The 13205-nt window shown below is 70.7% G+C and carries 11 protein-coding genes; 9 read left to right on the top strand and 2 right to left on the bottom strand.

Annotated elements, in window-relative coordinates; all coding sequences use genetic code 11:
• Positions 1 to 159: 159 nt before the first annotated feature.
• The 5 genes from ACLBXO_RS23100 (at position 160) to ACLBXO_RS23080 (ending at position 4733) form a co-directional block, all read left to right on the top strand.
• Entirely contained in the window at positions 160 to 1326 is a 1167-nt protein-coding gene (locus tag ACLBXO_RS23100; RefSeq protein WP_331313075.1) for a transglycosylase SLT domain-containing protein, read from the top strand.
• Between the two features lie 120 nt (positions 1327 to 1446).
• Positions 1447 to 2043 (top strand): response regulator, encoded by a 597-nt coding sequence (locus ACLBXO_RS23095; RefSeq protein ID WP_331313074.1) that lies wholly within the window; start codon positions 1447 to 1449, stop codon positions 2041 to 2043.
• 73 nt (positions 2044 to 2116) lie between these two features.
• On the top strand, positions 2117 to 3046 hold the full coding sequence (locus tag ACLBXO_RS23090) for a transglutaminase family protein (RefSeq protein ID WP_331313073.1): 930 nt from the start codon (positions 2117 to 2119) through the stop codon (positions 3044 to 3046).
• A 73-nt stretch (positions 3047 to 3119) separates the two neighbouring features.
• Entirely contained in the window at positions 3120 to 3938 is an 819-nt protein-coding gene (locus ACLBXO_RS23085) for a transglutaminase-like domain-containing protein (protein WP_447686817.1), read from the top strand.
• 147 nt (positions 3939 to 4085) lie between these two features.
• Complete coding sequence (locus ACLBXO_RS23080; protein ID WP_331313071.1) at positions 4086 to 4733, top strand: L,D-transpeptidase; 648 nt, start codon at positions 4086 to 4088, stop codon at positions 4731 to 4733.
• Positions 4734 to 4831: 98 nt separating this feature from the next.
• Here ACLBXO_RS23080 and ACLBXO_RS23075 read toward each other — a convergent pair whose 3' ends face one another.
• The gene (locus ACLBXO_RS23075; protein ID WP_447686816.1) at positions 4832 to 5167 is read right to left on the bottom strand and encodes a hypothetical protein; all 336 of its coding nucleotides are present in this window, start codon (positions 5165 to 5167) and stop codon (positions 4832 to 4834) included.
• Between the two features lie 130 nt (positions 5168 to 5297).
• Positions 5298 to 5786: a phasin gene (locus tag ACLBXO_RS23070; protein ID WP_331313069.1), complete on the bottom strand. Its 489-nt coding sequence runs from the start codon at positions 5784 to 5786 to the stop codon at positions 5298 to 5300.
• A gap of 259 nt (positions 5787 to 6045) precedes the next feature.
• On the opposite strand from ACLBXO_RS23070, the gene ACLBXO_RS23065 reads away from it, so the two are divergent.
• The 4 genes from ACLBXO_RS23065 to ACLBXO_RS23050 all read left to right on the top strand — a co-directional run bounded on the left by ACLBXO_RS23065 (position 6046) and on the right by ACLBXO_RS23050 (position 12988).
• Positions 6046 to 8586 (top strand): PAS domain-containing protein, encoded by a 2541-nt coding sequence (locus ACLBXO_RS23065; protein WP_447686815.1) that lies wholly within the window; start codon positions 6046 to 6048, stop codon positions 8584 to 8586.
• Positions 8587 to 8854: 268 nt separating this feature from the next.
• A complete protein-coding gene (gene acs, locus ACLBXO_RS23060) occupies positions 8855 to 10801 on the top strand; it encodes an acetate--CoA ligase (RefSeq protein WP_447686814.1) in 1947 nt (648 codons plus the stop codon).
• 136 nt (positions 10802 to 10937) lie between these two features.
• Positions 10938 to 11309, top strand: coding sequence for a DUF485 domain-containing protein (locus tag ACLBXO_RS23055; protein ID WP_447686813.1), 372 nt, complete (start codon positions 10938 to 10940; stop codon positions 11307 to 11309).
• Entirely contained in the window at positions 11306 to 12988 is a 1683-nt protein-coding gene (locus ACLBXO_RS23050) for a cation acetate symporter (protein ID WP_447686812.1), read from the top strand. The genes ACLBXO_RS23055 and ACLBXO_RS23050 overlap by 4 nt, the downstream gene beginning before the upstream one ends.
• Positions 12989 to 13205: the final 217 nt, after the last annotated feature.

Here is a 13205-nt window from a genome sequence, read left to right as displayed (position 1 = left end):
CCTCTTAAGGAGGGATGCCGCGCGAGTCACGGGCGGCCTGCCCCGAAATCTCCACGGGACGCCGCAACTCGGCCACAAGCGCGGCCGTGTTGTCGCCACATCTGTCAAGCGATGGTGAGTCCGTAGCGCCACAGCGGCGTGTGGAGAGTCGGGATAACGATGCAGGGCCGCACGGTCGGATCGCCGAGGACCATCACCGGCAAGCAGGGCCATTTCGGCTCGGGCCGAGCCGACGTGATCGCCGCGCAGCCCATGCTGGGCCGTGCCCATGGCAGCCGCCCCGCGCTGTTCCGCTCGCTGCTCACCGTCTCGATGATCGCCGGCGGCCTCAGCGCCGCGCTGATCGGGTCGGGCGTGGACCTCGCCAAGGTCGGCCTGTCGCCCGCCGTGTCGGTGGCGGAGGCCGCCACCGAGATCCCGATGCCGCGACCGCGGATCCACACCGTCGCCCTCAGCACCCCGCTGGAGCAGACGCCGCTGCGCGCCGCCGCCAGCTTCGCCCCGGTGCACGACCTCGACACCGAGCTCGGCTCGAACACGGTCGACCGCGTGTCCTACGACTTCCTGCTCTCCGAGAGTGCCGTCGGCGACCCCAACGACATCCTCGAGTTCGGCCCGATGAAGATCCGGCGCCACCTCGTGCAGACGATCGTCCGGGCGGCCCAGGCGGTCCAGACCGATCCGGTCCTGCTGATGGCGGTGGCCGACAAGGAATCCAGCTTCGTCACGGCGGTCCAGGCCAAAACCTCCTCGGCGACAGGCCTCTACCAGTTCATCGAGCGGACCTGGCTCGGCGTCGTGCGCGACTTCGGCGCCAAGTACGGGCTGGAGAAGGAGGCCGCGCTGATCACGGCCGACGCCAACGACCGGCCGGTGATCACCGATCCGGCGGAGCGCGCCCGGGTGCTGGAACTGCGCCGCGACCCGTACCTCTCGGCCCTGATGGCCGGGGAGATGCTGAAGCGCGACGCGGCCCGCATCGCCCTGCGCATCGGCCGCGAGCTGACGCTCGGCGAGGTCTACCTCGCCCACTTCCTCGGGCCGGACGATGCCGAGGAATTCCTCGCCAACGTCGTGAACAAGCCGGCCGCCGCCGCCGCCGCGCTGCTCCCGGGCCCGGCCCGGGCCAACCGCTCGATCTTCTTCGCCGCCGGGCGCTTCGTCGGCCGCGGCCGCCACCGCAAGCCGCTGAGCCTGTCGGTCGCGCAGGTTCACGAGAAGTTCGAGGCGATGATGAGCACCCGCGGGACGCGCTATCAGAACGTCCGCCAAGTCTCTGGAATCATGGCGTATGCCGACGCCGACGCCGGCCTCGCCACGCAGTAACGGCTCTGTGACGCCGGGCGGGATTCCGACCGCCCGGCGCAACCAGCGGCGGATTGCCGACTTTCCTCCTTCATGCACCGCATCCTCGGGCGGCGCGGAAGTCGACTTCGGGGGGAGTCCTTGAAAAAGCACCAGACGAGCGCACCCCTGCCGCTCACCGATACGCTGTCACCGGGTATTCCCCTCGACCAGATCGGTCAGACACTGGCGTCGTTCTACGATAATCTCGTCACCGAAGGCGTGCCCGAGCATCTCGCGGCCCTGGTCCGACGCGTCCGGCAGACCGAGGGTCCGGAGGATGCCCGCGGCGGGCCGGGCGTCGTGCCGGTCGTGGCCGATCCGCCGCGCCTCGCGCTGGTCGTCGAGGACGATCCCGAGATCCGCGCCCTGGCCGAGACCCTGCTGGAGGAGACCGAGCTCGACGTGGTCGGCTGCGACAGCGCCGAGGCCGCCCTGTCGGTCCTGCAGGCGCGCGGCGGCGACGTCGCCCTCGTCTTCGCCGACGTCCGGCTGGCCGGCGAGATGGACGGTCTGCAGCTGGCCCGCGCGGTCGCGACCCTGTGGCCCCGGGCGCGGCTGGTCATCACCTCCGGCCAGGGCATCCCCCGTCCTGAACTCCCGGCCGAGGCCGTGTTCATCGCCAAGCCGTGGCGTGCCCTCGACGTGCTCGTCGAGGCCGAGCGCGCCGCCGCCGACCCGGCCCCGCCGGTGGTCTGAAGGACTCCGCGCAGCCGGGCCCGGCCCTTGCATCGCCGGTGATCGCGTCGGCGCGAGCCCGGAGCCTGCGACCTTGCCGATCCTCTCCGTCCGCCACCGCACGGTCTACCGCTACCGGCGTCCGGTCGCCTTCGGCGAGCACCGGATCATGTTCCGGCCGCGCGACAGCTACGATCAGCGGCTGATCGCGGCGACCCTCGACATCGCGCCCGAGCCGGCCACGCTGCGCTGGCTCTTCGACGTGTTCGGCAACTGCGTGGCGGTCGCGACCTTCGACACCCGCGCCGAGACCCTGACCTTCGACTGCGGCATCACCCTCGATCACACCCCGGAGCACGCGCCGGTCTTCCCGCTGGCGCCCCACGCGACCCACTACCCGTTCGGCTACGGCGCCGAGGACATGCCCGATCTCGCCCGCTCCATCGAGCGGCAATGGCCGGACCCGCGGCACGAGGTCGATGCCTGGGCGCGCAGCTTCCTGCCACCCCAGGGCCGCATCCCGACGCAGGAGCTGCTGGCCGCCATGACGCGCAGCGTCCGGGCGAACTTCACTTACCTCGCCCGCTCCGAGAAGGGCGTGCAGGACCCGCTGACGACCCTGCGCACGAAGCTCGGCTCGTGCCGGGACTTCGCGGTGCTGATGATGGAGGGTGTCCGGGCGCTCGGCATGGCCGCCCGCTTCGTCTCCGGATACCTGTACAACCCGCGCAACGACCGGGCGCGCCACGTCGGCGGCGGCTCCACCCACGCGTGGCTGCAGGTCTACCTGCCGGGCGCCGGCTGGGTCGAGTTCGACCCGACCAACGGCATCGTGGGCAACCGCGACCTGATCCGCGTGGCGGTGACCCGCGACCCCGCCCAGGCGGTGCCGCTGCACGGCTCCTTCTTCGGCCTCGCGAGCGACGATCTCGGCATGCGCGTCGACGTGGACGTGGTGGAGCTGCCCGCGGAGGGGCCGGCGGCCCGAACCGTGCAGGGGCCGGAGACGTCCCTGGCGCGTTGAGCTTCCTCGAGCACCCGGACCCGGAACGAGCGTGGCGACCCCGCGCGGAAGGCGACAGAGCAAGGTGGCCGCGATGAAGATCAGGACCGGTTTCGATATCGCCTTCACGCTGTCGCAGCCGACGCCGATGATCCTGATGCTGAGCGTCCACCCTTCGCGGATCGACGACGTGCTGACCCCGCACGCGATCGTGTTCGATCCGCCGCTGGAGGCGCGAACGTACCGGGACGGGTTCGACAACATCTGCCACCGGATCATCGCGCCGCCGGGGCAGCTGACGATCGCGGCCGACTTCACGGTCCACGATACGGGTGAGTCCGATCCGGTCGTGCCGGAGGCCCGGCAGATCCCGGTTCAGGACCTGCCCGACGACGTCCTGATCTTCCTCCTGGGCTCGCGCTACTGCGACACCGACAAGCTGTCTCAGACCGCCTGGTCCCTGTTCGGCGGCACGCCGGAGGGCTGGGCCCGCGTGCAGGCGATCGTCGACTACACGCACGAGCGGATCCGCTTCGACTATCAGCGCGCCGACGCGACCCGGAGCGCGCACGACGCCTTCATGCAGCGCGAGGGCGTGTGCCGGGACTTCGCGCACCTGGCGATCACCCTGTGCCGGTGCATGAACATCCCGGCGCGCTACGCCACCGGCTACCTCGGCGATATCGGCGTGCCGAAGGATCCGGCCCCGATGGACTTCTCGGCGTGGTTCGAGGTCTTCCTCGAGGGGCCCGAGGGGCCGCGCTGGTACACGTTCGACGCCCGGCACAACCGGCCCCGCATCGGCCGCATCGTCATGGCCCGCGGGCGCGACGCCACCGACTGCGCCATCTCGACCAATTTCGGCTACGCCCACCTCGCGCGGTTCGACGTCCACACGGACGAGGTCCCCTGAGTCGCGCACGCCCCCGTGATCTCGCGCACCGCACGGCCGAGCGGGCCTGCGTATTCCGCCGGGCAGCAAATTCCCGGCGGGTGTATGGAACTGCCTGCCTATGCTCACGCTTGTAATGGCAAAGGTTATTGCACAGGTAGGCCACTCATGAAGACCACGGTCACCGCACTCGCCGCGCTCCTGGGCGTGTCTGTTCTTGCCGCGACGCCCGTCCTCGCAGCCTCGTCGTACGATCCCTTCGGCACGGACAATGCCGACGAGTACTACTCCGATCAGGGACAGTACGGTTACCAGGGCACTTACGCGCCGGGCTACGGCCAGGGCGTGCAGGCCGCACCGCAGGCGCAGGTCCAGCCGATCCCCCGCGAGATCGTGGCGTTCAACGGGCCCTACGCGCCCGGCACGATCGTCGTCTCCACCGCCGAGCGGCGCCTGTACTACGTGCTCGGCAACGGTGAGGCGATCCGCTACGGCGTAGGCGTCGGCCGCCCGGGCTTCAGCTGGAGCGGCACCAACAAGATCACCGCGAAGCGCGAGTGGCCGTCGTGGACGCCCCCCAAGGCCATGATCGCCCGCCGCCCCGACCTGCCGCGCTACATGGCGGGCGGCATCGAGAACCCGCTCGGCGCCCGGGCCATGTATATCGGCAGCACCGAGTACCGCATCCACGGCTCCAACGAGCCGGACACGATCGGCCAAGCGGTGTCGTCGGGCTGCATCCGGATGACCAACGACGACGTCACCGACCTGTACGAGCGGGTGAAGGTCGGCGCGAAGGTCGTCGTGCTGAACTGAGGGCGCGGCGCGGGATCACCCGCGTCCGAACCCTGCGTGCCGCGCGGGCCGCGTCATCCCACCCGGGAGGCGCGGCCCGTCGCCGTCAGGGACGGTCCTCAGGGGACGACGCGGCCGACGGCCGTCTGCGGCGGGCTGAACGAGGCGATCGGCATGTCGCAGAAACAGCGTACGCCGAGGGGGCGCGGCCCCGGCAGCGGGCAGGAGAACGGCTTCGGGCCCGTGATCCCCTGCTGGACGGCGTCGCAATTGTAGCCGACCGGAGCGCGCTGCGCCCGGCGCGGGACCGGCCGGTAACCGCCGTCGTAGCCCGGATCATCGTAGTACTGGGCCCAGGCCGCGCTGCTCGGAACGGCGGCGGCGAGCGCCAGAGCGGCGACCGCCAGGCGGAGAGGTCCACGCAGGCCGGATCGGCCGGAAACAGTGAGGCGCATCCCTGAACCCTTCACTCGGCGCGGACCCAACGCGTCCGCCCGGCGGCTCTCGGCGGGAATACCGGCGAAAACGAGACGGCCCGCCCCCGGGATCGGGAGCGGGCCGCGGCCCCGTTCGACGGCGTGAGGCTCAGTGCGTCGCGCGCTCGGCAGCGTCCTGGGCGTTCTGGGCGGTCTGCTTCGCGGCGTCCTGACCCTGCTCCATGGCCTTGCGGGCCTCGTCGGCGCCCTGCTGCATCGCCGACTTGGCGCGCTCGGCGCCCTGCTGCATCGCGCTCTGCGCGAGGCCGCTGAACTCCTTGGCCTGCGCCTGGATGGCGGCGAACTGACTGCGGACGAACTCGGCCTGATGCTGCATCGCCTCCTGCATGTCCTTGGAGCGGACGAGCTTCTGGGCGAGGTCGAAGGCCGCGTTCACGTTCTGCTCGGCATACTCGAAGCCGCGCGAGGAGGCGTCCAGCGCGTTCGAGCGCGCCAGCTCGGCCGAACCCTGCACGGTGTCGGCGGTGCGGCGAGCCGCGCCGATGAAGCTATCGAATGCCTTTCGGGCCTGCTCGACGCTCTTCTCGGCGAAGTCGCGCATCTCGGCCGGAACTTCGTAGTTCGGGGGGGTGCTCATACGTCGTCTCCTCTCTTCATTGGCCTGTGGATGGCGCTTTGTGCGGTGCACAATAACTGATTCGCCGCCATATGCCACCCGCGCTCACGGCGTTAAGGTTGACATACCGTAAACGTGTGACGGTCGCGCCGAGAGTCCAGCGTCGCGGCGCGATGGAGTTTACAATAGGGCTTCGGTCGCGGCCGTTTCTCGGGCAGAGCGGGACCGCGGAGCGTCAGGATCGCGTTTGGGTTCGAGGTCGCGGGCTTTGGAGACGACAGTGACACCGACGGCCGCCGCAGCCCCGCCCGGATTGGCGACTGCCTTCGCGGCCTGGGAGCGGCTGCCCGCCCTGGCGGCCGCCATGTCCGCGCGCGACGCCGTGCACCTCGTGGTCGATCCGTCGGACGCGCGGATCCTGTCGGCATCCGGCGCGGCGGCTCGTCTCGTCGCGGCGCTGGACGGCCCCGCCCTCGCCGGCCTGACCCGACAGATCGTGGCGGCGGTGGCGGGCGACGCCACGCCGCGCCTCGCGCGCCTGCGCCTCGACGCCCGCCGGATCGCGCCGCCGGTCCTGTGCTGGCTGGCGCGCGGCGCTGCGGCCGACGGCCGTCCCGCGATCCTCGTCGTCGCGACCGCACCGGTGGTGTCGGGCCGGGCTCGGCCAATCCGCCCGGCGGCGAATCCGATCGACTCGCGCGCCGCACCTCCCGAGGCGGAGCCGGCGCCGGCCGGTCCGCCGCAATCGCCGGCGCCGGCCCGTCGCGACGACCGCTTCCTGTGGCGCCTCGACGCCATGGGCGTGCTCACGACCCTCACCGGCCCGGAGGCCCTCGCGGGGTTGGTCGGGCAGCGCTGGCAGGATCTCGCCGCGACCGGGCGCCTTTCCGGCGCCGACGCCGTGCTGGCGGCCCTGCGCGACCGGCGCACCTTCCGCGGCGAACCGGCGGTGCTCGATGCCGGCACAGGGGCGTTCCGGGTCGACCTGTCGGGCGCCCCGCTGGGACGGAGCGACGCGGCCTTCTCGGGCTTCGGCGGCTTCGGCCTGATCCGCAGCGTCCCGGCCGCAGTCCCGGAGCCGGTCGACTTGCCGGAGCCGGTCGGCTTGCCGGAGCCGACCGCGACGCCGCGGCCCGGGCCGGCAGCTTGCGCGGATGCCGATCCGGCCGCCGTCGGGGCCGCGACCGGCGAGCTCGCGATCCCCGCCGCCGCCGAGGTGGGACCGGTCGCGGCGCCGCTGACGAATGACGAGCACGCGGCGTTCCGCGAGATCGCCCGCGCACTGGGCGCCCGCTACGCCGGCGACGAGGTCGAGACCGAGCTCCCCAAGACCGAGAGCGGGGCGGTGATGCCGTTCCCGGCTCCGCAGGCCGGGCCGGTGGAGACCGGCGCGGCCTCGGAGGAGGTCGGACCGGAGGCCGGCATCGCGGTCGCCGAACCGGCCGCGGCGGCGCCGGCGGAATCGGATCTTCTCGGCGGATTGCCGCTGCCGGTGCTGGTCCATCGCGGCGGCGCGATCGTCGCGGCGAACGGCGCCTTCCTGGACCTCACCGGCCATCCCGACCTGCCCACCCTCGCGCGCATCGGTCTCTCGGGATTGCTGCCCGGCCTGTCCCTCGGGGATACGCCCGAACCGACCGCGCGCCGGACGACCGTCACGACGGCCGACGGCGGTGCCCGGCCCGTGGAATTGCTGGCGGGTGCCCTCCCCTGGTCGGGCGCGACCGCCACGTGCTTGGTCGTGCGCCCCGTCGCGGACGCCGACGTCGCCGACGCGCTCACGGCCGAGCGCCTCGCCCGCGCGGCCCAGACCGAGCGGACGGTCAGCGCCGAGGCGACCCTGGACGCGATCGAGACCGGCGTCGTCACGGTCGACGGGGCCGGGCGCGTCGTCGCGCTGAACCGCGCCGCAGCCGGCCTGTTCGGCTGCGATCCGCGCGAGATCGTCGGCAGCAGTTTCGTCGCCCTGTTCGACCGGGAGAGCGTCCTGACGGTCGCCGATGCCCTGAGGGGTACCGGCCCCGAGCGGCGCATCGTGCACCTCGACGGCGCGCCCGTGTCGCTCACCGTGGCGGCGGTGCCGGGCCGGCGCGTCGCCCAGATCGCGCGGGCCGAGCGCGAGACCTTCGCGCCCAAGGCGGACGGCAGCCCGGATCCCGTGCCGGGCCGCATCGATGCCCTCCACCGGCTCGGCGGCGCCGTCCGCGAGCCCGTGACCGGCATCATCGACCTCACCGGAGCGATGCTGAAGGAACCGTTCGGCCCCCTCGGGGACGCGCGCTACAGGGGCTGTCTCGCCGAGATCAAGGCCTCGGGGGAGGCGATGCTGGAGCGCGTCGGGAAGCTCCTGGACCTCGCCGCGGTCGAGGCCGGGTCGCTGCACCTGGAACCGCGCGCCCTCGACCTCAACGACGTCGTCGCGAGCTGCGTCGCCCGCCTCCAGGGCGAGGCCGCGCGGGGCCGCATCGTCATGCGGACGAGCTTCTCCACCGATATCGGCGACCTAGAGGCCGACGAGCGCTCGGTCAGCCGCGCGGCCAGCCTGGTGATCGAGAACGCCATCCGGCGGTCGACGGCCGGCAGCCAGATCATCGTGTCCACCGCTTCCGACGAGCGGGCGGGGATCGCCGTTCGGGTGCGCGACATCGGGACCGGCCACGCTCCGCGGCCGAACGATCCTCGGGGCGATGTCGAGGACGGGCTGGCGCTGCCGCGGGCGCTGGTGGAGGCCAATGGCGGGCGGCTGCAGCTCTCCGCCCGGCCGGAAGACGGCACGCTCGTGGAGATCATCATGCCCGCGCGCCGCGCGGCGAACGGCTAGGATCGATCGCGACCGCGCGGCGATCGAGGCGGAAACAGAGGGCTGCCGGTGACAGCCGCCCCGCGCGGGCGCGCTTGACAGCGCAGCATCGAAGCCTCAAGCAGCTCTTACATTGTGCCCAATCTATTCACGGGAATTGAGCTGCGCAGCTGAGCGCGAAACCGCGATGATATCGTCATCGTAGATTGTCGGCTACGTTACTTTGGAAGTCCTGGCTGCGCGGCGGAGACCGCGATACGATCGGGCACCAAAACAGGGATGGGACGCCATGGAAGGCAAGGTGGTCGAGGTTCAATCCGCGTGGCGCGAGGGCGCGCACGTCGATGATGCCAAGTACCGGGAGATGTACGCGGCCTCGGTCGCCGATCCCGACGCGTTCTGGGCCGAGCACGGCAAGCGCATCGACTGGATGAAACCGTTCTCGACGGTGAAGAACACCAGCTTCGAGCCCGGGAAAGTCTCGATCAAGTGGTTCGAGGACGGCACGACCAACGTCGCCCACAACTGCATCGATCGTCATCTCGAGACCCGGGGCGATCAGACCGCGATCGTCTGGGAAGGCGACAACCCGGACGAGTCCAAGCACATCAGCTACCGCGAGCTGCACGCGCAGGTCTGCCGGATGGCCAACGTCCTGCGCAACCGCGGCGTCGGCAAGGGCGACCGCGTCACGCTCTACATGCCGATGATCCCGGAAGCCGCCTACGCGATGCTCGCCTGCGCGCGGCTGGGTGCGATCCACGCCATCGTGTTCGGCGGGTTCTCGCCGGACTCCCTCGCCTCGCGCATCCAGGGCTGCGGCTCGAAGGTGGTGATCACCGCCGACGAGGGCCTGCGCGGCGGCCGCAAGGTGCCGCTGAAGGCCAATGTCGACGAGGCGATCAAGCGCCTCAACACCGACCTCGTCGACCACGTGATCGTCGTGCGCCGCACCGGCGGCAGCGTCGCCATGGAGGCGGGCCGCGACGTCTACTACGACGAGGCCGCCGAGCAGGTGACCGACGAGTGCCCCGCCGTCGCGGTGGAGGCCGAGCACCCGCTCTTCATCCTGTACACGTCGGGCTCGACCGGTCAGCCGAAGGGCGTGGTGCACACCACCGGCGGCTACCTCGTCTACGCGTCGATGACGCACGAATACGTCTTCGATTACCGCGAGGGCGACGTGTACTGGTGCACGGCCGATGTCGGCTGGGTCACCGGCCACAGCTACATCGTGTACGGGCCGCTCGCGAACGGTGCCACGACGCTGATGTTCGAGGGCATCCCGACCTACCCATCGACCTCCCGGTTCTGGGAAGTGGTCGACAAGCACAGGGTCAACATCTTCTACACGGCGCCGACCGCGATCCGCTCGCTGATGGGCGGCGGCGAGGGCCCGGTGAAGAAGACCTCGCGGCAATCGCTGCGGGTGCTGGGCTCCGTCGGCGAGCCGATCAACCCGGAAGCCTGGGAATGGTACTACAACGTCGTCGGCGACAAGCGCTGCTCGATCGTCGACACGTGGTGGCAGACCGAGACCGGCGGCATCCTGATCACGCCGCTGCCGGGCGCCACCGCCCTCAAGCCGGGCTCGGCCACCCGCCCGTTCTTCGGCGTGAAGCCCGAGATGGTCGACGCCGAGGGCAAGGTGCTGGAGGGGCCTTGCGAAGGCAATCTCTGCATCGCCGATTCCTGGCCGGGCCAGATGCGAACGGTCTACGGCGACCATGAGCGCTTCGAGCAGACCTATTTCTCGACCTACCCGGGCAAGTACTTCACCGGCGACGGCGCCCGGCGGGACGCCGACGGCTACTACTGGATCACCGGCCGGGTGGACGACGTCATCAACGTCTCGGGCCACCGCATGGGCACCGCCGAGGTCGAGTCGTCGCTCGTCGCGCACCCGAAGGTCGCCGAGGCGGCGGTGGTCGGCTACCCGCACAACGTGAAGGGCCAGGGCATCTACGCCTACGTGACCCTCAACGACGGCGAGGAGGGCGACGACGCGCTGCGCAAGGAGCTCGTGACCTGGGTGCGCAAGGATATCGGGCCGATCGCCTCGCCGGACCTGATCCAGTTCGCACCCGGCCTGCCCAAGACCCGCTCGGGCAAGATCATGCGCCGGATCCTGCGCAAGATCGCCGAGGACGATTTCAGCTCACTCGGCGACACCTCGACTCTGGCCGAGCCGGCCGTCGTCGACGACCTGATCGAGAACCGGCAGAACCGGGCCTGATCGCATCCGCGCCGCCGCGGCGGCGCGGGTCCGGACCGGGGCGGGTGCCGGGACGGCGCCCGCCCCCAACAAGAACCACGAATTTCAACGCGACGAACCGGGGGGCCGAGAGCATGCCCTCGCGGGAGGAACAGCCATGAGCGGCACGACACTCGACACCCGAGGGCGCACGGCGCCCCCGGGAACACGCACACTCGGGACCGGCGTCGACCCGCAGGTCGAGCGGATCGCCCGGACCCCCGAGTTCCAGCAGCTCGTCGGTGAGCGCACACGCTTCGCCTGGATCCTGACGATCCTGATGCTGGTCGTCTATTTCGGCTTCATCGGCCTGATCGCCTTCGACAAGTCGCTCCTCGCCGTGAAGGTCGGCGGCACCGCCTCCCTCGGCCTGTTCGCGGGCGTGTTCGTGATCCTGTTCGCCTTCGCGCTCACGGGCGTCTACGTCGCCCGGGCCAACACGCGCTTCGACGCGCTGAGCGACGCCCTGAAGCGGAGTGTCGCCCGATGAACCGCCTCCTCCTCGGCCTGACGCTGGCCACGATCGTCGCGAGCGCCGCCCACGCGGCCGGCCCGGATCTCGGTGCCGTGTCGCAATCGGCCACGAACTGGCCGGCCATCCTGATGTTCCTGTTCTTCGTGCTGCTGACGCTCGGCATCACCTACCGGGCCGCGAAGGGCACCAAGTCGGCCGCCGACTTCTACGCGGCGGGCGGCGGCATCTCGGCGGGCACGAACTCGCTGGCGATCGCCGGCGACTACATGTCGGCGGCCTCGTTCCTCGGGATCTCGGGCCTCGTCTACACCTCGGGCTTCGACGGGCTGATCTACTCGACGGGCTTCCTGGTCGGCTGGCCGATCGTGCTGTTCCTGATCGCCGAGCGCCTGCGCAATCTCGGCAAGTTCACCTTCGCCGACGTGGCGAGCTTCCGCCTCGACCAGACCGCGATCCGCATCATCTCGGCGGTGGGTACCCTGGTGGTGGTGGCCTTCTACCTGATCGCCCAGATGGTCGGCGCGGGGAAGCTGATCCAGCTCCTGTTCGGCCTGCCCTACCTCTACGCGGTGATCATCGTCGGCGTGCTGATGATCGTCTACGTGGCCTTCGGCGGCATGAAGGCGACCACCTGGGTACAGGTGATCAAGGCCTGCCTGCTGCTCGGCGGCGCGACCTTCATGGCCGGCGCGGTGCTGTACAAGTACGGCTTCAACCCGGAGTTGCTGTTCGCCAACGCCGTGCAGGTTCACCCGAAGGGCGACGCCATCATGGCCCCGGGAGGCCTCGTGTCGAACCCGGTCGAGGCGATCTCGCTCGGCGTCGGCCTGATGTTCGGCACCGCCGGACTGCCACACATCCTGATGCGGTTCTTCACGGTCTCGGACGCCCAGGCCGCGCGCAAGTCGGTGTTCTACGCCACCGGCCTGATCGGCTACTTCTACATCCTGACCTTCATCATCGGCTTCGGCGGCATAGCCCTGCTGATGTCGGATCCGGTCTACTTCAAGCTCGGGCCGGCCGGCGCGTTCGACAAGCTGAAGGACATGATCGGCGGCACCAACATGGTGGCGGTGAACCTCGCGAACGCGGTGGGCGGCCCGTACTTCCTGGGCTTCATCTCCGCCGTGGCCTTCGCGACGATCCTCGCGGTCGTCGCCGGCCTGACGCTCGCCGGCGCCTCGGCGATCAGCCACGACCTCTACGCCCAGGTGATCGCCCGCGGGCGCACCACCGAGAAGCACGAGGTCAACCTGTCGAAGATCTCGGCCGTGGTGATCGGCATCGTGGCGATCTACCTCGGCTACGTGTTCGAGAACCAGAACGTCGCCTTCATGGTCGGCCTCGCTTTCGCGGTGGCGGCGAGCTGCAACTTCCCGGTGCTGGCCATGTCGATCCTGTGGCGCGGCACAACGACCTGGGGCGCGCTCGCCGGCGGCCTCGTGGGCCTGCTCTCGGCGGTCACCATGGTGGTGCTGTCGAAGGCCGTCTGGGTGACGACGTTCGGCCATCCCGCCGCGCTCTTCCCCTACGACAACCCGGCTCTGTTCTCGATGCCGCTGGCCTTCGCGACGATCTGGGTCGTGTCCCTCATGGACAAGAGCCGCCGGGCCCAGCGCGAGCGCGCGGCCTTCGAGGCGCAGTACGTGCGCTCCGAGACGGGCATCGGGGCGGCCGGCGCGCACGCGCACTGACGGCACTCGGACCGATCGGACAGGCGGGGGGCGCGGCGCGAGCCGCGCCCCTCGTCGTTCCGGTGACAACACCGCACGCGCCCATGTTGATGAGGGAGTTCACAATCGCTTTACCGGTTGACCGCCCCAGCCCGTGCGATAACGCATAGGTGATCTGCGCCATGCGCAGAACCGCCCGGGAAGCGGGCCGGTGAGCGGGCGATCCGGGTCTCGGGCC

The sequence above is a fragment of the Methylobacterium sp. C33D genome, from assembly GCF_053345825.1.
Note: the sequence above shows the minus strand (reverse complement) of the source record. Positions and strands in the feature narration are given on the sequence as shown.

Coding starts and splice junctions, on each gene's coding strand:
- ACLBXO_RS23100 (WP_331313075.1), top strand. CDS start 160: ATGCAGGGCCGCACGGTCGGATCGCCGAGGACCATCACCGGCAAGCAG.
- ACLBXO_RS23085 (WP_447686817.1), top strand. CDS start 3,120: ATGAAGATCAGGACCGGTTTCGATATCGCCTTCACGCTGTCGCAGCCG.
- ACLBXO_RS23080 (WP_331313071.1), top strand. CDS start 4,086: ATGAAGACCACGGTCACCGCACTCGCCGCGCTCCTGGGCGTGTCTGTT.
- ACLBXO_RS23075 (WP_447686816.1), bottom strand. CDS start 5,167: ATGCGCCTCACTGTTTCCGGCCGATCCGGCCTGCGTGGACCTCTCCGC.
- ACLBXO_RS23070 (WP_331313069.1), bottom strand. CDS start 5,786: ATGAGCACCCCCCCGAACTACGAAGTTCCGGCCGAGATGCGCGACTTC.
- acs (WP_447686814.1), top strand. CDS start 8,855: ATGGAAGGCAAGGTGGTCGAGGTTCAATCCGCGTGGCGCGAGGGCGCG.
- ACLBXO_RS23055 (WP_447686813.1), top strand. CDS start 10,938: ATGAGCGGCACGACACTCGACACCCGAGGGCGCACGGCGCCCCCGGGA.
- ACLBXO_RS23050 (WP_447686812.1), top strand. CDS start 11,306: ATGAACCGCCTCCTCCTCGGCCTGACGCTGGCCACGATCGTCGCGAGC.